The sequence below is a fragment of the Shewanella nanhaiensis genome (assembly GCF_019457885.1).
Classification (GTDB): Bacteria; Pseudomonadota; Gammaproteobacteria; order Enterobacterales; family Shewanellaceae; genus Shewanella; species Shewanella nanhaiensis.
This window is the reverse complement of sequence record NZ_JAHZST010000002.1, coordinates 1-17,708: the sequence shown is the minus strand read 5'-3', so window position 1 is coordinate 17,708 and position 17,708 is coordinate 1. Positions and strand designations below refer to the sequence as shown.

General features: G+C 46.7%; 18 protein-coding genes. 10 read left to right on the top strand and 8 right to left on the bottom strand.

Annotated elements, in window-relative coordinates; all coding sequences use genetic code 11:
- The first annotated feature begins 2 nt into the window (after window positions 1–2).
- The 6 genes from K0625_RS02340 to K0625_RS02315 all read left to right on the top strand — a co-directional run bounded on the left by K0625_RS02340 (window position 3) and on the right by K0625_RS02315 (window position 6,602).
- Window positions 3–497 carry a GAF domain-containing protein gene (locus K0625_RS02340; RefSeq protein WP_220108194.1) on the top strand — a complete coding sequence of 165 codons (495 nt, stop codon included), beginning with the start codon at window positions 3–5 and terminating at the stop codon, window positions 495–497.
- A complete protein-coding gene (locus K0625_RS02335; protein WP_220108193.1) occupies window positions 494–2,629 on the top strand; it encodes a hydantoinase/oxoprolinase family protein in 2,136 nt (711 codons plus the stop codon). The genes K0625_RS02340 and K0625_RS02335 overlap by 4 nt, the downstream gene beginning before the upstream one ends.
- Window positions 2,622–4,298 (top strand): hydantoinase B/oxoprolinase family protein, encoded by a 1,677-nt coding sequence (locus tag K0625_RS02330; protein WP_220108192.1) that lies wholly within the window; start codon window positions 2,622–2,624, stop codon window positions 4,296–4,298. The genes K0625_RS02335 and K0625_RS02330 overlap by 8 nt, the downstream gene beginning before the upstream one ends.
- A complete protein-coding gene (locus tag K0625_RS02325) occupies window positions 4,291–5,091 on the top strand; it encodes an aspartate/glutamate racemase family protein (RefSeq protein WP_220108191.1) in 801 nt (266 codons plus the stop codon). The genes K0625_RS02330 and K0625_RS02325 overlap by 8 nt, the downstream gene beginning before the upstream one ends.
- 219 nt (window positions 5,092–5,310) lie before the next feature.
- Entirely contained in the window at window positions 5,311–5,601 is a 291-nt protein-coding gene (locus K0625_RS02320) for a winged helix-turn-helix domain-containing protein (RefSeq protein ID WP_012326610.1), read from the top strand.
- 173 nt (window positions 5,602–5,774) lie between these two features.
- Window positions 5,775–6,602, top strand: coding sequence for an ion transporter (locus K0625_RS02315; RefSeq protein ID WP_220108190.1), 828 nt, complete (start codon window positions 5,775–5,777; stop codon window positions 6,600–6,602).
- 80 nt (window positions 6,603–6,682) lie between these two features.
- Here the strand turns inward: K0625_RS02315 and K0625_RS02310 are convergent, their stop codons facing one another.
- The 7 genes from K0625_RS02310 to K0625_RS02280 form a co-directional block, all read right to left on the bottom strand.
- On the bottom strand, window positions 6,683–7,015 hold the full coding sequence (locus tag K0625_RS02310) for a DUF2956 domain-containing protein (protein WP_220108580.1): 333 nt from the start codon (window positions 7,013–7,015) through the stop codon (window positions 6,683–6,685).
- A 66-nt stretch (window positions 7,016–7,081) separates the two neighbouring features.
- Entirely contained in the window at window positions 7,082–7,846 is a 765-nt protein-coding gene (locus K0625_RS02305) for a heme ABC transporter ATP-binding protein (RefSeq protein WP_220108189.1), read from the bottom strand.
- A gap of 13 nt (window positions 7,847–7,859) precedes the next feature.
- On the bottom strand, window positions 7,860–8,876 hold the full coding sequence (locus K0625_RS02300) for a FecCD family ABC transporter permease (protein WP_220108188.1): 1,017 nt from the start codon (window positions 8,874–8,876) through the stop codon (window positions 7,860–7,862).
- Between the two features lie 41 nt (window positions 8,877–8,917).
- Entirely contained in the window at window positions 8,918–9,832 is a 915-nt protein-coding gene (locus tag K0625_RS02295) for a heme/hemin ABC transporter substrate-binding protein (RefSeq protein ID WP_220108187.1), read from the bottom strand.
- Between the two features lie 42 nt (window positions 9,833–9,874).
- Complete coding sequence (locus K0625_RS02290) at window positions 9,875–10,288, bottom strand: ExbD/TolR family protein (protein WP_220108186.1); 414 nt, start codon at window positions 10,286–10,288, stop codon at window positions 9,875–9,877.
- Window positions 10,285–11,019, bottom strand: coding sequence for a MotA/TolQ/ExbB proton channel family protein (locus K0625_RS02285; protein WP_065187793.1), 735 nt, complete (start codon window positions 11,017–11,019; stop codon window positions 10,285–10,287). Before K0625_RS02285 ends, K0625_RS02290 begins: the two co-directional genes overlap by 4 nt.
- 38 nt (window positions 11,020–11,057) lie before the next feature.
- Window positions 11,058–11,804, bottom strand: a complete 747-nt coding sequence (locus K0625_RS02280; RefSeq protein WP_220108185.1) for an energy transducer TonB — start codon at window positions 11,802–11,804, stop codon at window positions 11,058–11,060.
- A 181-nt stretch (window positions 11,805–11,985) separates the two neighbouring features.
- Here K0625_RS02280 and K0625_RS02275 point away from each other — a divergent pair, with 181 nt between their 5' ends.
- From K0625_RS02275 to K0625_RS02260, 4 genes are all read left to right on the top strand, one after another.
- A complete protein-coding gene (locus K0625_RS02275; RefSeq protein ID WP_220108579.1) occupies window positions 11,986–14,022 on the top strand; it encodes a TonB-dependent hemoglobin/transferrin/lactoferrin family receptor in 2,037 nt (678 codons plus the stop codon).
- Between the two features lie 189 nt (window positions 14,023–14,211).
- A complete protein-coding gene (gene hutX, locus K0625_RS02270; protein ID WP_220108184.1) occupies window positions 14,212–14,718 on the top strand; it encodes a heme utilization cystosolic carrier protein HutX in 507 nt (168 codons plus the stop codon).
- A 29-nt stretch (window positions 14,719–14,747) separates the two neighbouring features.
- Window positions 14,748–15,341 carry a heme utilization protein HutZ gene (hutZ, locus tag K0625_RS02265; RefSeq protein ID WP_065187796.1) on the top strand — a complete coding sequence of 198 codons (594 nt, stop codon included), beginning with the start codon at window positions 14,748–14,750 and terminating at the stop codon, window positions 15,339–15,341.
- A 95-nt stretch (window positions 15,342–15,436) separates the two neighbouring features.
- Complete coding sequence (locus K0625_RS02260; protein ID WP_220108183.1) at window positions 15,437–17,290, top strand: ABC transporter transmembrane domain-containing protein; 1,854 nt, start codon at window positions 15,437–15,439, stop codon at window positions 17,288–17,290.
- Here the strand turns inward: K0625_RS02260 and K0625_RS02255 are convergent.
- On the bottom strand, window positions 17,287–17,708 hold a 422-nt coding region (locus K0625_RS02255), incomplete at its 5' end, for a hypothetical protein (protein ID WP_220108182.1). The genes K0625_RS02260 and K0625_RS02255 overlap by 4 nt on opposite strands.

Below are 17,708 nucleotides of genomic sequence, written 5' to 3'. Positions count from 1 at the left end.
TTATGACGCCTTTTATACAACGTGCTCTGATTAACTCCCTTAGAAAAGTGTCAGCAGATCTCTTCTTTGAGGTACTTAATAATGAGCTGGCTAAGAGCTACTCCATCAGACTATTTACGCTAACAGAGATCGATCATCAGGGGGGACAAGCTAAACGGATCTATAGCTCTGCCCCTAAGCAGTATCCTATTGGGGGTTATAAACAGATAGAAACCAATGACTGGAGTAAACAGGTTCTTGAACAGGGTGAAGCCTTTATCGCTAATACCGAGAAAGCACTATCTGAAGTGTTTTTTGATCATCAGCTTATCTCATCCATGGGCTTAGGTGCTGTGATTAATTGGCCCGTCATTGTTGAGGGAAAGGTGATTGGGACAGTCAATATTCTTTCCAGTGAAAATGCTTACCTAGATTGCGACCTAGAAGAGTTTGAGGCGCTGTATTCCTGGTTTGTTATCGCCTTCTTATTGCCGGTGTTACAGGAGAGTTCTTTATGAAAGCAGTGATTAAGGAGGAAAATATCATGAAGGAAGGTAGGGTAAAAGATAAGGTCTTCGTGACGACAGATGTGGGCGGTACCTTTACTGACCTTGTGTACTTAAGTGAGGATCCTAAAACAGGAAGGCAGCAGCTTAAAACGGCAAAATCAGATACCACTCCTCCTAACTTTGAACTGGGGGTGTTGAATGTCATGGACAAAGCACTGGTTGATGCCAAACAGATAGATGTGATGGCTCATGGTACTACTGTTGTTATTAATGCCTTAACCGAAAGGAAAGGCGCCAAAACTGCGCTAATAACCACTCAAGGCTTCAGAGATGTTTTGGAGATCGGTCGAGGGAATAGACCAGACTTCTTTAATCTTAACTACCAAAAACCACCAGCTTATGTACCGCGGCATTTGCGGTTTGAGATTAATGAAAGAGTTAATTATCACGGCGAGGTGACTCAGGCATTAGAGTTACTCCCTTTGGCAAATATCATAAGGGAGTTGGAGGATAAGGGCGTTGAAGCTGTGGCGATCTGTTTATTGAACGCCTACAAGAATCCACAACATGAAACTCTCCTTTCAAACGCTATTAATGCTTTGACGGATAAGTTGGAGGTTATCTGCTCCCATCAAATATCCCGAGAGTGGCGTGAATATGAAAGGACGAGTACCACAGCTCTCTCTGCCTATGTGCAACCTATCGCTTCGCGTTATTTAAGCCGTTTGCATCATGGTTTGCAGGAGAAGGATTTCTCAGGTCAGCTCTATGTGATGCAGTCTAACTGCGGTGTAGATACCTTAAAATCAGCTAAGCAGGTTCCGATCACTATGGTGGAGTCTGGTCCCGCAAGTGGTATATGGGGCGCTGCCGAACTAGGTAAAATAATCAATGAGCCCAATATCATTGCGTTAGATATTGGTGGCACCACGGCCAAGTGCGCATTGATTAGTGACGGCGAAGTTAAAATCACCTCAGACTATTACATCGAGAAGAGTCATCTCAGTGCTGGTTATCCGATTATGGTACCTGTGGTTGATCTGGTTGAAATTGGTAACGGTGGTGGTTCAATCGCTTGGGTTGATGATTTTAATAAACTTCATGTGGGCCCTCAAAGTGCAGGGGCTTATCCTGGCCCCGTTGCTTATGGCAAAGGTGGCACAGCACCAACGACCACAGATGCTAATCTGGCTTTGGGCCGTATTAATCCTGAGTTCTTCTGTGGTGGCGAATTAAAAGCGGATATGGCCAGTGTTCAAACCTCATTAGAGAAGATTGCCGCACCAATGGGTATTTCAACTCAAGATGTGGCACGGGGGATCGTGCGGATTGCCAATAATAATATGGTAAATGCGTTAAAGCTGGTTTCGGTCAATCGAGGCCATGATCCACGAGACTTTACTATGGTTGCATTTGGCGGCGGTGGTGCGATGCATGCAGCAGCATTGGCGGCAGAGTTAGGTATTAAGAGATTGATTATCCCCGCAACAGCCGCAGTATTCTCCGCCTGGGGGATGATGATGTCTGATATTCGAAGAGACATATTATTAACCTACTTAAGCCCGTGGGAACATCAAACCTTAGTATTTATTAATGAGCAGATGGCGCAGCTGTACCAAGAGCTATCGGATGAGTTTATTAGTGAAAACTTCACATCAAAAGATACTCGATTTCAGTTCTTCGGCAGATTTAGGTATGAGAACCAGGAGCACTCTATTGAGGTGCCTTTGCCATTGATACTCAATGAGAGTTCTATCGATCAAGTCAGGGAGTCTTTTCAGCAACTCTATAAACAGGAATACACCTACAACCTAGATAATGAGATAGAGCTGGTCGGATTGCATCTTGTTGGCAAAGCGGACGTTGGCAAAGTGAAGTTAGCTAAACAGCAGCAAAGCGGACGTTTGATTGCCGAAACCATCAAAGGGGAGCGTGAAGTCGACTTTGCCGAAGACGGCGTGCATACCTCTGTAATATATGACGGTGATCTGCTGGAGCCGATGATGGCATTTTCCGGCCCTGCGATTATCGAGCAAACTGGCACTACGATTGTCATCCATCCTGATCAAACCGTGTTTCTTGATGAATACAGCAATGTGATTGTTGAGCTGCTAAAGAATAAGGGAGGCGAGCATGTTTAATGACGACCCCATTACACTGGAAATTATTCAAAATTCATTACGCTCAATCAGTGATGAGATGTTTTACACCATAGCCAAGACGGCGATGAGTCCGATTATCTATGAGGTATTAGATATGGCGACGGCGATAACCGATCCCAAAGGAGAGTTAGCGAGTGCGGGCGCCGGGATCCCTGCTTTTGTAGGGGCGCTAGACAAGTCTGTTAAAGCCATTATCAACAAGTTCAAGCCTGAAGATATCAATGATGGCGATATATTTATCACTAACGATCCTTACTATGGCGGCGTAACCCACCTCAATGATGTGGTGCTGATTAAGCCTGTATTTATGGAGGGGGAGCTCCTAGCGTGGGCGGTGAATATTGCCCATTGGAATGATGTTTCCGGTAAATCTCCTGGCTCAATGTCTGTGGATGCGACTGAGATCTATCAAGAGGGGATCCGTATTCCCGCCGTTAAGTTGTTCGTCAATGATGAGCCGATACTTTCGGTGTTTGATATGCTCACTGCAAACTCTAGAATGCCGGAATTTCTAAAGGGTGATCTATGGGCACAGATATCGGCATTGAGATTGGGGGGCATACGAATCCTGAGTCTGGTCAATAAATATGGTCGTTCCAGCTATGTCCATGCGGTGGAGAATTATCTTGAACTGGGTCAAGCCATGGCAGAGAAAGCCATTAAGGCACTACCTGATGGCCAGTATGAGATAGATGAAGCTCAAGACGATGGTAGCCATCTATCTGTTGCTATCGAGGTATCAGGAAGCAAATTGGTTATCGATTTAACTCAGGCGCCTATTCAGAGCCCTCTGCCTATCAACCTCTCTAAAGATGGCACCATGTTGGCGTGTCAGATGGCTCTGATGGGCTTGATTGGTGACCGTCAGCTTGCGAATGGGGGCTGTTTCAGAGTGTTGGATGTCAAAACTCGTTCGGGATCCATCTATGATGTGCAAGCGCCAGGGCCCTGTGGGATCTATTTTGAAACCATGATCCGCCTTAATGATCTTATCTGGCGTTGCTTGGCAGAAAAAGTCACCGACACCCTGCCCAGTGGTAACTTCTCTTCAATTTGCGCCACCATTATGGGAGGAAAGCACCCTGATACAGGACTGCACTACTCCATTATTGAGCCCGAAATTGGTGGTTGGGGAGCCGGAGATGGCTTTGATGGTGCCAATGCTATGTTTTGCGCCATGCATGGCGATACGTTTAACTGCCCAGCAGAAATTGCTGAAACTCGCTACGGCGTGACCGTAGGACAAGTGGCGTTGAATGATGAAGATGCTGGGGCGGGTGAGTATCGAGGTGGCAAAGGCGTGGTGATTGATTATGTTATTCGCTCCGATAATAGCTTCCTCACCTGTGCGTACACACGTAATAAAATAGCTCCATGGGGGCTTAACAAAGGTGAGGACGGTAGCGTAAACCGAGTTGAGGTTATCCGCACCAATGGTGAGATTGAGGTACATGCGATGGCGTCTGAAGTGACCCTTGATACAGATGATATTGTGCGGGTCATTACGGCAAATGGTGCAGGTTTTGGGGATCCGAAAAAGCGCAAAACAGCGGCGTTAGTGGATGATATAAATAATGGCTACGTCAGCCTTGAGTACGCCAAAGCTAAGTATGGATTCGATGTCACTCATGGAGGAAGTTATGAATAACCAAAGTAAAATTCGCATTCGCTGGCTCAATCCTATTGCTCAATCTCATTATGATGAACCTATGGGAATGGCATTAAAGCAGGTTGCAAATGAAGGTACTGAGGTTGAAGTTGTCTCGCTTCAATCAGAAGCCAAGATGGATAACTTGGAATACCGTTTTTATGAATCACTCGTAATAGGCGATGTGGTGAAAGTTGCTAAGGAGGGAGATGTGAATGGCGTCGATGCCATGGTGATTGGTTGTTTCTACGATCTGGCTTTGGAGGATTGCCGCGAGATCTGCCAAAACACTTTGGTTGTCGCTCCCTGTCAGGCGAGTATGCAAGTTGCAGCTAATATTGCCAATAAGTTCTCTGTGATTGTGGGTCAGGTAAAGTGGATTGAACAGATGACAGAGAGGGCTGAACGCTACGGGTATGGGGGGTATTTAGCTTCTATGCGCTCAATTGATATGAGTGCAAATTCATTGCAGTGTGATACTCAAGTGACAACCGATCGTATTATTGAGGCAGGAAGGTTGGCGATAGAGGAAGATCATGCTGAGGCGTTAATTTTAGGCTGTACCTGTAACTTTGGCCTGTATGAAAAAGTGCAGCAGGAGTTAGGCGTTCCTGTCATCGACCCGTTAATCGCAGCGCTAAAACAGGCTGAGATGCTGGCATCAATGAAGCATGCTTTTAATTTGGCTCCGAGTAATAAGTGGAGTTGTGAGCCGCCTTCTGAGAGTGAGATGCTTAAATTTGGGTTGCACAGCCTAACAGAGTCGATAGGAAACCGTTTTTTAATAAGTTAGCTGTTAGCACAGGGAGGTGTTAACTCTTGAGTGACATTGATATCTAAATATTATATTAACTCAGCCCCAGATTAGAAGGTACAGGACACCCTACACCTGTCTCTACTATTATCCAGGGGCCTTTTTATGAACATCTTTAGAGCGACTTTTAGGGGATAAGGTTTTTCTCTGTTAGCATGTTTAGCAGAACAAGAATAATTTAACCCTTTAGGTACCGATTTGGACATTGAGATCTCTAAACAGAAGAAAGCGTTTTTGCGCAAACTCTACCTTGCACATCATATCGACAGTGAACAACATAATCTGCTCTCATTAAATAAGTTAACAGGTATGCCTAGACGAACGCTGCAAGATGCCATCGCCGTATTGGGTGACATAGGTATCGAGTGCCGTTTTATTCAAGATGGTGAGCGCAATAACTCTGGCTACTACCGCATCATAACTTGGGGGCCTATCAGCAGTGCTTGGGTTGATACTCACCTAAGCGAGATCACTGAGATTTTAGCATAAGCTATTTAGCTATAGCCTCTAGTCTCTATTAAGCTCCTCTTAAGTAATCTCTGCTAGATTCGATCGGCTGTGGTGCTTATGGCTAACAGGTATAATCACCTTTACCCAACTTGAATTGCCACTCCATCATCCATACATAAACAAACAAACCTTATACATGCTAGGAGAATGTCGTGCTGGCAAATGTTTCTGGATTACAGAGCAAGCTTAAGTTGATTGATAACAGTAAGGCCTTTCAGGGCTTTGTTATTTTTGTGATTATCGTTTCTGCGCTCTCAATTGGTGCCCACACCTATCATCTTCCGACTTGGATGGAGCAGAGCTTAGTAGTGTTAGACGTGGGGATCACGGTATTTTTTGCGATTGAGATTGTTATCCGTTTTTTGGCCAGCGATGGACCGAAAAAGTTTTTCAGTAACGGCTGGAACATCTTCGATACCTTGATTGTTATCGGCAGTCTAATTCCAGCAGGTGGCGCGGGTATTTTGATTGCACGACTGCTGCGTATCTTTAGGGTGCTGCGTCTGGTGTCGATGATCCCTGAGCTGCGAATGTTGGTCAATGCACTGCTTAAAGCGATCCCTCGTATGGGTTATATCGCCCTGCTGATGTTTGTGATCTTCTACATTTATGGCGCGATTGGTAGCATGTTGTTCGCTCATATCAATGACTTTCTTTGGGGCGATGTGTCGGTTGCCATGTTAACCCTGTTTAGGGTATCAACCTTCGAATCATGGACCTCGGTTATGTATGAGACCATGGCGGTGTATCCCCTAAGTTGGCTCTATTACTTAAGCTTTATCTTCCTGACAGCATTTGTGTTTTTAAACATGATGGTGGGTGCAGTGCTGGATGTGATGACCCAAGAAACTCAGGCTATGCGTGAAGAGGAGGCCGATGAGTCGCTTGAAGTGGATAAACCTGCTAGTGCTGCCGATGTGGCTGAGCTTAAGGCCCAGATAGCTGAGCTGAAAGGGATGCTGATGCAAAAGGCGGGGTAGACTCCCTGTTGCGAGTTACGGGTTATGAGTTTCGAGCTACGAGTTGAACAGATAAGCTCGTAGCTTGATACTTCCCGTTTTTAACGGGTAAGGTAGAAGCCAATAAATCCAGCCCAGCTCAATAGCAGTAGTCCCCAAGGCAGGTATTGAGTGGTGGAGCTGGTGCTTGGTTCTTCCTCTGTATTGGCTTCACTTTTATCGGCATTGGCGCGCGCTTTTGCCTTGATATCTTGCTTGCGAGCCTTGTCTCTGTCACGAGCTTTACTCTTGTGCTGCTTCTTATATTCAGCTATCCCTTTTTCGATACCAGCAGCAATCAGCTTAGTCTGCTCTTTGGTCTGTCCCGGCTTTTGAGTCGCTTTAGCCACCTTCATGGCTTCGTTTTGAGTTTCGTTTGAGATTGTTTTTGCCATCATTCATATTTACTTAAGCGCGAATGGCAAAGACTATATCGAAAATCCTTGGTGAGGTACATGCCCTTAAAATAGCAAAGGTGTTTCACATCCTGGGGCGTTAACTATCTGAGGTTCATATTGCCAGACCTGTTTGATAGTCTGTGGTGTTAAGGTGGTTCTTGCTGGCCCCTGACTTACAATTTGGCCACGTTCAAGGATCACTAAGTTATCGCCGTAGCGTGAGGCTTGGTTAAGGTCGTGTAGCACCACAACCACAGCATAGTTGTGCTGGTGGGCCAACTCTTTTGCTAAAGATAGGACTCTGTGTTGTTGGGCGAGATCTAATGCGGAAGTGGGCTCATCTAAGAGTAATACTGGCGGTCTTTGTGCTTGCTGGAGTTGGGTGAGCACTCGAGCCAGTTGCACCCTCTGTTTTTCACCGCCTGAGAGTGTTGGGTAGCTTCTGTATTTTAAAGAGGTTAGCGCTAACCTGCTGAGCTGCTCGTCTACCAATTCCATCCCCTGTTTACTGCTTAAGGTCAGTGGATAGAGACCCATGGCCACGACCTCATGAACCGCAAAGGGAAAGGTGAGGCTGGCATGTTGTGGTAGAACAGCGAGATGCTTGGCTAATTCAAGACGATCAAAATCCTGCAGCGGTCGATCATTTAAGGTTATTTTTCCCGCATCGAGTTGCACCTCTTGGCTGAGGCTTTTAAGTAAGGTGGACTTGCCTGCACCGTTAGGGCCAAGTAACGCGGTGACTTTGCCAGATGGAATATGCAGATTGATATTGGTGAGTACTGGCTTGTGATTAATTCTGACTGAAACATGCTTGATATCTATCATGGTTGTTAAGCTCCTAAATCAGCCTGTTTTTCTGCTTTAGCAGCATAAAAATAAAGAAAGGCGCACCGAGCATAGCCGTAACTAAACCAACTGGCAGCTCTGAGGGAGCGACCAATGATCGGGCTCCCACATCGGCTAAAGCTAAGATGATGGCACCGAGTACGGCGCTAATAGGTAGTAGACGCTTATGATCTGGGCCGATAATCATGCGGACTATATGGGGCACCACCAGACCGATAAAGCCGATAATCCCTGTGGCGGCAACGGATATCCCAACGCCAACAGCGCACAGAAAAATAAGCTTAAACTTTAATTTATCTACCTCGACCCCTAAATGGCGTGCCTCTGCCTCACCTAACAGTAGGGCGTTTAATGCTTTAGAGGAGCGATAGAACTGCCAGCTAATCAGCAGGAGTGCCAGCAGGCTTAAGGTGACATATTGCCACTGCGCCCCAGCAATAGATCCCATCTGCCACAGTGTTAGATCCCTAAGTGCCATGTCATCAGCCAAGTAGGTTAGCAAGCCGATACCAGCCCCTGCTAAGGCTGCAATAGCGACACCGGAAAGTAGTAAAAGGACGACAGAGGTTCCCGATGAACTACTTGCTAAACGATAAACCACCAGTGTCGTAATTAGGCCTGCAATAAATGCCCCAAAAGCGACTGAATACTCACCACTTCCAGGGAAAAGCACGATACAAATAGCGGCCCCAAGAGCAGCGCCAGATGAAACGCCTATGATCCCGGGATCTGCCAAAGGGTTGCGAAACAACCCCTGCATCACGGCGCCACATTGAGCTAGCGTTGCTCCGACAGTCATGGCCAGCAGTGTCCTAGGAAGGCGAACGTTATTAATGACGAGCTGCTCGTGGGGAGCGACAGCGCCAAGCTCTAAATGTGTCGCCCAGTTCAGCACCGCATTGAAGCTGGTTAAGGGGGCTATCTGTAGCGGCCCTGTCACAATCGATAGTAGGCAAGTGATCACTAAAAAAGTAAGGATACTAGGCCAAAGCCAGGCGCGATTTTCCATAGGAGTTATCTTTCTCTAAAGTTTGCTGTATTTGAGATCGACTAATACTTCTGTATCTCAATAAGGCTGCTTGCTAACTTATCAGCGGCTTCGAGTGAGCTTAGCCCTAAACCGCCGAGCAGTGCCTGTGCCTTTAAGGTATGGATCATCTTATGTTCACCCGCTGGAGTGTGGATAAGCAGCGGCATCTGTTTTAAGACCTTATCTGGCGCGCTCTGCTCCTCACTCTCTGAGCGGCTTGAAATTAAGATAAGATCCGGCTGAAGCGCTAGTACTCCCTCTTGAGAGAGGCTTTTGTAGCCAACAAAGTCAGCGATGTTTTTTCCTCCAGCGAGTTTAATGATGGTATCGGCAGCAGTTCCTTCGCCGCCAACACGTACGGGTCTGTCATCTTGCAGCAACATAAACAGGATAGAGGGAACCTTGTCGGAACCTGTAATACTCACTCTTTTTTGCTTAATTGAGTCGAAGGATTGGGCAACACGAAATTTCAGTGTTTCAGCCTGCTTCTGCCTGTCTAGCAGTTCACCTAGCTTATTAATATTACTCAGTAGTTGCTCTGCAGTTTCCGCCCCTGCAAGTTTTACGACTTTAATATCGGCGCCTTCTAGTACCTCTAAGGTCGTTTCCGGTCCCATGGCATCGCTTCCCAAGACCAAGTCAGGCTCTAAGGCTAAAATACCTTCAGCTGATAGCATTCTGTGATAACCCAATTTCTCTACCGAGCTCAATGTTTCAGGAAGTTGACTGGTGGAGTCGACTGCAACCAGCTCATCGCCAGCATCGAGTGCAATGACCAGTTCTGTCATACCAGCCCCAGCACTGACTAGGCGAGTGACTTCATTGTGATGCTCAGCATCATGTGCCGAAATGCCAGCTGACAGTCCAGCCCAAAGTAGGGTCGTGGCCACTATTTTTGGCGGAATAAACCCATTTAGTTTTGTCTTGTTTAACATGATATCTCTCCAAATCGATAGATGTGTTGAGGGAACTGTTGGTTACTGTTCCATCAAAATTTGAGTATTGGTTATCTGCTGCCTCTGCAGCAGTGAAAGTAAAGTCATTAAAGGTTGAACTGGCGCAGTTTTGTCAGCGGCAATAATCACCTTGGCCTCGCTCTGTTGCTGATACTGTTTGATAAAGGCGTGTTCGAACTCAGTAAACTGCTCAAAGGCTATTCCGTCGAGTGCCCAGTGAGGCTCTGAAGCCAGAACATTAATCGTGATATTTTCAACTTGATCTATCGGGGTTAGTTCAGCGCTGGACTCTGTGGGAACATCCACTGGCAGACTAAGCAGTTGAGTATTCGCCGTGAGCAGCAAGAAGACTAAAACGATAAAGATAATGTCGATTAGAGGCGTGAGATCTAGTCCAGAAATCGTGTTATTTCCTTCATTTTGAACTTCTATCATGGTGTGGTGCTCTCAGGCCTGTTTTCCTGAATCTTGTCTAAACTGGTTTGTGTCATTATCTGTTGGTGGCCGGCAGCTTCTTGACCTATTTTCATGGCTTGATCAAAACCGTCCAACCAGAGATTAAGCTGGTTAAGTCCGTGGGCGATACTACTGCAGCGCTGTTCTGCCCAGAGGGTGAACAGGTGAGCTAAGGTGATTGCTGGCACGGCGATGATAAGTCCTGCCGCAGTGGTGTTCATGGCTAATCCTAGCCCGGATGCGAGTTGGGCTGGCGTTACTGGGCCTTGCGATAATCCAAGTTGGTTAAACATCTCTATCAGTCCAAGCACAGTTCCCAATAATCCAAGTAGGGGAGTGATGATCCCCATCACCTGTAGTACTTTTAGCCCCGATTGCAGTTTTCCACGCTGTTTTAGCAGCCACAGATTGATGATCTCTTCGCGCATCTCGCGGCTCTGATCTCTGTGGGTGAGCAGAAGGTAGCTGCCTTTAGCCAACATGCTGTTGCCTCTGCTTAGTTGGGTTAATAGCTGCTGACACTGCTCCGAAGTAGCGCTACTTGTTCCCTCTCTAAGCTTAGTTAGCCAAGTATCACGTTTAGGTAGCTCAAACAGCATAAGGGCTAGCCGCTCCAAGATGATCATCAAGGTGATGAAGGCGCAGATAAACAGTGGCCAAGTGAGATAACCTAACTGTTCACTCAGAGTGTGATAAAGCGAGTGGGGCATGGGGTGTTCCTTGATGATATGACTAATCTTCAGCTTATTTAGTTAAGGGCAAATTTAACCGGCACTCTCACGGTATAGGCGTAGGCTGTTTGTGGTGATGGAGCCGCGAATTGCCAGCTCTTTACTGCGCTCAAAGCAGCCCTGTCTAGCAGGTTAAAACCTGAACTGTTGATCAAGGTGAGGGAGAGTTGCTCTCCTATTTGGTTAAACATCACTTCGATAGTTGCAGTTCCTTCAAATCCCCGTTTTCTGGCCAGTTTAGGATAACTGGGTCGTGATGGAGGCACCGAAAAAGTGGGGCGGCTCAGGGCGATACTGGTTTGTGATACTCCCTGTTTCGCCTGAACCTCGACTTGTTCGGGGGCTAAGTTTGCTTTGGAGGCTGTATCAGCCATTAATGTTTCTGTGTCAGCTTGTTGATTAAGCTCTGTTATTTTGCTTTTCGGTTTAGTTTGTGGGGCTGAATTGTTATCGAGACTCTTCTGTTCAACCTGTTTTTTATGTTTAGCGACTTGATGCTCCACTGTTTTCGGTGCACTGGGTTTACTCTTTAGCTCGGGTGTTGTGCTTATCTCGGCTGTTTGATCCACCTTTTTCTCTACAGGCTTACTATCTGCAGTTTGTGATGCCTGAGCGGCTGGGGTTGAGAGTGCTAGGCTCACACTTTGTAGTGATCCCATCGCTACTCCAGCTGGAAGCTGTGATGGTTTTCCTTGCGATGCAATGACCCCGCCCTGAATGAGGGCTGTTAAACAGGCAAAGGTAAAATATCGTTTAGGTGTCATGTTTGCTGGGCTTCTTTGTTTATTACCCATCCAAGATATACGAATAAAAATAAGATCGCAAATGATAATGATTTTCATTTGATCTATTTTTTACTCTCAGGTAGAGTGCCAAAAATAGACCTTATAACCACATATACCTTACATATAACTGCATAAAACTGAGAACTTGAAAATGAAGATGATGACCAAGAAGCCTGTTGTGGTTGCGCTAACCATGGCTTTTAGCTCAACTGCTTACGCTCAACAAATTGAACAAGTAACTGAATTTGATGAAGTATTAGTGACTGCTACTCGAATTGCCGAAAAGGCATCTCAGAGTAGCCGCAGCGTTGCAGTTGTCGATGAAGAGGAGCTACAAGAGGAGCAACCTGCATCTGTGGCTGAAGCACTGCGCAATGAAGCCAATGTCACTGTGAGTAATGGTCCCCGAGCCTCGTCACAAGGGGTTGAGATCCGAGGCTTGGGGGGGCAGCGAGTTCTGCAGACTATAGATGGTGCCAGACAAAATACAGCCTCTGGGCACAGAGGAACCTATTTTATGGATCCTGAGCTCCTAAGCTCGGTTGAGGTGGTTCGCGGCCCAGCCAGTAGCTTGTGGGGGAGTGGTGCTATTGGTGGTGTGGTAGCGCAAAATACCAAGTCAGCTAAAGAGATGCTCGATGAAGGCGAAAGTTTTGGAGGTTACCTTAAACAAGGTTATGAAACTAACGGCGATAATGTAAAAACCAGTGGCGCCATTTATGGGATCGCCGATAGCTTCGATTGGTTGATTAATGGGAGCTATAACGACAGTAATAATATCAAGATAGGTCGAGACCAAACATTAGCAAATAGCGCTTCACAAAGAAGCAGTGGCTTGATGAAGTTTGGTTGGGAGCCAAGTGATGAACAGCGTCTACAGTTCTCGGCTCGATTCTCAGATACCGATGAGTTGGTGCCTAGTAATCCTGCGGCAGAAGTGGGCAGATCTGTCCCGCTTGTTAAGCGTAAGACGAAAGATAAAAACTTCACCTTAGAGCACAGCTTTAACTCTGGCGGTAATCCTTATTTGGATATCAAGAGTACGCTCTACTGGAACAGCACAGATTATGATGAAGACAGAGTCACTAAGGGTCAAATCGATAGCACCGAATATGAGACCTTAGGTTTTAGTATTAACAACAGTTCTATCTTTGGCGACACAACATTGACCTATGGTGTCGATGGTTATCAGGACAAGATAAAAACAGTCAGAGATGATGCCGGCCAAGTGGGGCAGCGCCCAGGTGATATTGATGGTGAAACATCAGTTTGGGGCGCGTTTGCTAAGGCTCAGGTGACACTGACAGACTCACTGTCGTTAGAGCCAGCACTTAGATACGACACTTTTGAAAATGAAAGCAAAACGTTGTCAAAATCTTCAGATGACACTGCATGGTCTCCCTCTTTAGGTCTCGTGTGGAATACCAGTTCTTGGCTAACTCTTAGTGCGCGTTACGATGAGGCTTTTCGTGCGCCGAGTTTTGAGGAGATGTACTCCACAGGCACTCACTACTGCATTCCGCCAATTCCAGGCTTTCTGCCCGGTGGCTTATGTAACACCTTCGAGATCAATCCCGATCTAAAGGCTGAAAAGGCGAAGAATAAAGAGCTGAAAGCGGATCTTCATTTCACCGATTTAGCGGGTAATGATGAGCTAGGGATCACCCTTAACGTCTTTAGAAATGATGTGGACGACTTTATTGAGCAATCGGTATCGAACCCGCTTATGGGTATTCCAGGGCTCGAGCAAACAACCTCTTGGAATAATGTCGACGAAGCTCGTCTTACTGGGTTTGAGTTTAAGACGCGTTACCGCTTTAACCAGACTCGTCTGACACTTGATTACGGCCAGACAGAGGGGAAAGATAAGCGCTCTGATGAGTACTTAAGCAATATTCCAGCTAAGAAGTTTGGCGTAGATCTCTCGCAGGGGATCATGGAGGGAGATATGAAGCTTGGGACACGTGTTACCCATGTGGCCCAGCAAGATCAACTACCAAGCGAGAACAAGCAAGATTACGATTCATATACGTTGTGGGATGTTTACTTAGCATGGGAGCCTGCTATGGGAACATTTGAAGGTCTTCGTGTCGATTTTGCCATTGAAAATATCGGTGATGAGGAGTATCGCCAAGCATGGCAGACCCTCTATGAGCAAGGTCGAAACATGAAGCTCTCCGCCCGTTACCGTTTCTAACATGGTCTATACCCAAGCTACCTCAAGATGCTCGTTTCAGAGCTCCCGTAGGATAGCTGAACAAGGCAGTGATTGAGGATAATGGTTATTCCCTTGTTGATATCTATATATAAGTTTACAGGAGCGGATCGGATAGTAGAGGTCAGGCTTTGCTATCCGATTTTAGCTTCAAAAATAGGGAGTCAATTGATGCAGCCCAGTAATGATGTGATACGTGAGTATTTCGACAGTCACCCCAATGCGATGCCAAGCCAGGCCGCTGCCGAACTTGGCACTTCAGAGCTGGTGGTTGTATCCGCCCTGCCCGAAGATCAGGTCTGTCTATTTCCATTGGCGGATAAAGATGAGCTGCTTTCCTGTCTGCCTCACTGGGGGCCGATGACCACCATCGTCTCAGTCTCTGGCAGTATTTTTGAGTTTAAGGGGGATTTCCCACAGGGGAAATATGCCTATGGCTATTACAACTTGATCACTCAAGGTAATGGTCTGCACGGTCATCTGAGTCTTGATGGCCTCACAGCTATTGCGCTGGTGAGCCGTCCATTTCGAGGAAAGGAGAGTCACTCAATCAACTTCTTTGGCAGTGAAGGGGAGATGATCTTTAAGGTGTATTTAGGGCGAGATAGTAACCGAGTTCTCCTTCCTGAGCAGGTGACTCGTTTTAATGCATTGAAGGAGCGAGCCATTGCGGCTTAGCTTTACAAAATAGCGCAGGAGAGAAAATTATGTCACAAGAGCTGAAAAGTAGTGAGAGTGGAGTGTCTACTCAAGAGAAAAACCAGCGATTAAGGGAGAGACTGCTGCCAGAGATAGAGAGCTTTAAAGCTGAGCGCTCGACGCTACAGTTAGCGACTCAAAATAAAGCGGGTGTGCCTAACGCAAGCTATGCCCCCTTTGCACTGGCCGATGACGGCTTTTATATACTGGTCAGTGAGTTAGCTCGACATGGTGTAAATCTCAAAGAATCTTCAATGGTCTCTGTGATGTTACTTGAAGATGAGACGGAGGCTAAAAGCGTCTTCGCCCGTAAGCGACTCACTTTCGATGCTGTGGCTGAGCTAGTGGCAAGAGATAGTCTAGGATTCGACAAAGGGGTGGAAGCACTCTCAGCACGATTTGGTGAGATGATAGATAACCTAGCTAAATTGAGTGATTTTAATCTATTTAAATTAAATCCTCAGCAGGGGCTCTATGTGAAGGGCTTTGGTCAAGCGTTTAGCCTGACAGGTTCTGAACTGCTAGATGTAAATTGGAAGCGCGATGGCCACCATGGCGCTCCTGCCAAGTCTGAGTTTACAAGCCCAACAGCAGCAATTTAAAAATAACCTTCTGATACAAACAAAACCCACGTTTATACGTGGGTTTTGTTATTCTAGCAAGATACCCTAAATGTTATTGCCCTAAGGATATAGCCTTGAGCCAAGATCTCTCCTCTGCGCCCATGAATGTAAGTTCAAATACGACAGCAAGGGCTCCAATTCACTCTGGCAGGGATAAGTCAGCTAAACGTGCGGTACTTCCCTGGATTGGCGGTTTTCTTCGTCCCTATAAAACTCGTGTTATCGCTGCCATTATATTCCTATTTATCGGCTCTCTTTCTTGGCTCTCATTAGGCCAAGGAGTGCGTTTGATGGTGGATGAAGGATTTCTGCAAGATAATGGTGAGAGGCTGAATCAGATCATCTTCCTAGTTATCGGCATCACTGCCATCAGCAGTTCAGCAGTGTTTTGTCGATTTTATCTGATGACCTGGTTGGGTGAGCGGGTGAGCGCCGATATTCGTCTAAAAGTGTATGACCATCTGCTTAAACTCTCACCGGCCTTTTATGCCAAGCTGCGTACCGGTGAGGTGATCTCCCGCTTTACTGCTGACTCAACTCTGCTGCAATCAGTCGTCGGCTCTAGCCTCTCAATGGCGCTTAGGGCAAGCGTGACCGTTATTGGCGGCATCGTGATGATGGCGATCACTAGTTTGAAGATGACTGGTTTAGTGTTGCTTGCGGTACCAGTGGTGCTAGGACCTATCTTCTTCTTTGGACGTAAGGTGCGGGATCTGTCTCGTCAGAGCCAGGATAGAGTGGGGGATCTGGGCTCCTACGTCGATGAAACCTTGCACGAGATACACACAGTACAAGCTTATACCCATGAAGCGCGGGATAGATATCTGTTTGACGACCGTGTCGAAGCTGTGATGAGTGCGGCCAGTGGCCGAATAAAATACCGCTCTATCTTAATCTCCACTGTGATGTTTCTCAGTATTTTAGCTATCTCATTGGTCACTTGGGTCGGCGCACAGGATGTGATGATTGGAGCCATTACTGGCGGCGAGCTGTCTGCATTTATGTTTTATGCTGTGATGGTGGCGGGATCGGTTGCCACCATCAGTGAAGTGATTGGTGAGATCCAAAGAGCGGCTGGTGCAGCCGAGCGCCTGATTGAGCTGGTAGAAGCCCCCGTGGATATTCCTGATGTCGAGCAGCCTTTGTTGTTACCGGCTAAGGTCACAGGTGGCCTGAAGCTAAAAGAGGTGCGTTTCGCCTATCAAAATATCCGAGAGGGTGGCGGAAAAGCAGTATTGGATGAGGAGGTGATCCGCGATTTATCACTTAATATTCAGCCCGGTGAGCGAGTCGCTTTAGTGGGGGAGAGTGGCGCAGGTAAGAGTACCCTGTTTGAGCTATTGCAGAGGTTTTACAACTTAAACAGTGGTGCAATAGAGTTAGATGGGATCGACATTGCCCAGTTAAAACTTCAAGAGCTGCGTCAGCAATATGCCCTTGTTCCCCAAGACTCAGTCATCTTCGCCATGAGTGTGCTAGAGAATGTGCGTTACGGCAGACTCGATGCCAGTGAGGAGGAGGTGATCGCAGCGTGTAAGGCCGCTCGAGCCCATGAATTTATCAGTGAGTTTAGTGATGGCTACCAGACCTATTTAGGTGAGCGGGGGGTTAGGTTATCCGGCGGGCAGAAGCAACGTGTCGCCATTGCCAGAGCCATACTTGCCGACAGGCCGATACTGCTACTCGATGAAGCCACAAGTGCGCTAGATGCCATCAGTGAGCAGCAGGTTAAGCAAGCGCTGGAAACCTTAATGGAGGGGAAGACCACGCTGATCATCGCCCACCGCCTAGCAACGGTACTCAATGCCGATAGAATTCTTGTGATGGACAAGGGAGAGCTAGTCGCAACTGGAACTCATCAAGAGTTGATGCAATCGAGTGAGCTTTATCGTGAGTTTGCGAGTTTGCAGTTGATAACAGAAACTTAGGGGCTTGTGGGATAACAAATAGGCTTAGCTTGCCGGATAACAAGCCCTTTAAATATCTTTTGATTGGTTTCATTGGGCTTAGTTTGTGTTTGATTAGCTTGTTGGGAATCATAGCTGAACTGGTATTTATTGCTTGCAGCATGCTGATGTGTAAATACTTCTATGACTCGGCGCAAGTATATCCCTATAGCCTCTACGGCAGCGTCCATGCTGTCGAAGGTCATAGCCGCATTCACACGAGGTTGTTTACCTCTTCGAAGTGGACTCTTGTTGTAACTCATTTTTGGACAGAATGTATGGTACGCCCCGTTATTGCAAATAATAAAGCAAGATAACAGGAGTTGGTTTGCGCTAATGTATTCAGAGTCTATTGAGACCTTCATTAGTCCCAGCTCTACGATGAGATCCGCGCCAGATT

Excerpts from the sequence above, each read along its gene's own strand:
- K0625_RS02340 (WP_220108194.1), top strand. The coding sequence starts at position 3 with ATGACGCCTTTTATACAACGTGCTCTGATTAACTCCCTTAGAAAAGTG.
- K0625_RS02335 (WP_220108193.1), top strand. The coding sequence starts at position 494 with ATGAAAGCAGTGATTAAGGAGGAAAATATCATGAAGGAAGGTAGGGTA.
- K0625_RS02330 (WP_220108192.1), top strand. The coding sequence starts at position 2,622 with ATGTTTAATGACGACCCCATTACACTGGAAATTATTCAAAATTCATTA.
- K0625_RS02325 (WP_220108191.1), top strand. The coding sequence starts at position 4,291 with ATGAATAACCAAAGTAAAATTCGCATTCGCTGGCTCAATCCTATTGCT.
- K0625_RS02310 (WP_220108580.1), bottom strand. The coding sequence starts at position 7,015 with ATGGCAAAAACAATCTCAAACGAAACTCAAAACGAAGCCATGAAGGTG.
- K0625_RS02305 (WP_220108189.1), bottom strand. The coding sequence starts at position 7,846 with ATGATAGATATCAAGCATGTTTCAGTCAGAATTAATCACAAGCCAGTA.
- K0625_RS02300 (WP_220108188.1), bottom strand. The coding sequence starts at position 8,876 with ATGGAAAATCGCGCCTGGCTTTGGCCTAGTATCCTTACTTTTTTAGTG.
- K0625_RS02295 (WP_220108187.1), bottom strand. The coding sequence starts at position 9,832 with ATGTTAAACAAGACAAAACTAAATGGGTTTATTCCGCCAAAAATAGTG.
- K0625_RS02290 (WP_220108186.1), bottom strand. The coding sequence starts at position 10,288 with ATGATAGAAGTTCAAAATGAAGGAAATAACACGATTTCTGGACTAGAT.
- K0625_RS02285 (WP_065187793.1), bottom strand. The coding sequence starts at position 11,019 with ATGCCCCACTCGCTTTATCACACTCTGAGTGAACAGTTAGGTTATCTC.
- K0625_RS02280 (WP_220108185.1), bottom strand. The coding sequence starts at position 11,804 with ATGACACCTAAACGATATTTTACCTTTGCCTGTTTAACAGCCCTCATT.
- K0625_RS02275 (WP_220108579.1), top strand. The coding sequence starts at position 11,986 with ATGACCAAGAAGCCTGTTGTGGTTGCGCTAACCATGGCTTTTAGCTCA.
- hutX (WP_220108184.1), top strand. The coding sequence starts at position 14,212 with ATGCAGCCCAGTAATGATGTGATACGTGAGTATTTCGACAGTCACCCC.
- hutZ (WP_065187796.1), top strand. The coding sequence starts at position 14,748 with ATGTCACAAGAGCTGAAAAGTAGTGAGAGTGGAGTGTCTACTCAAGAG.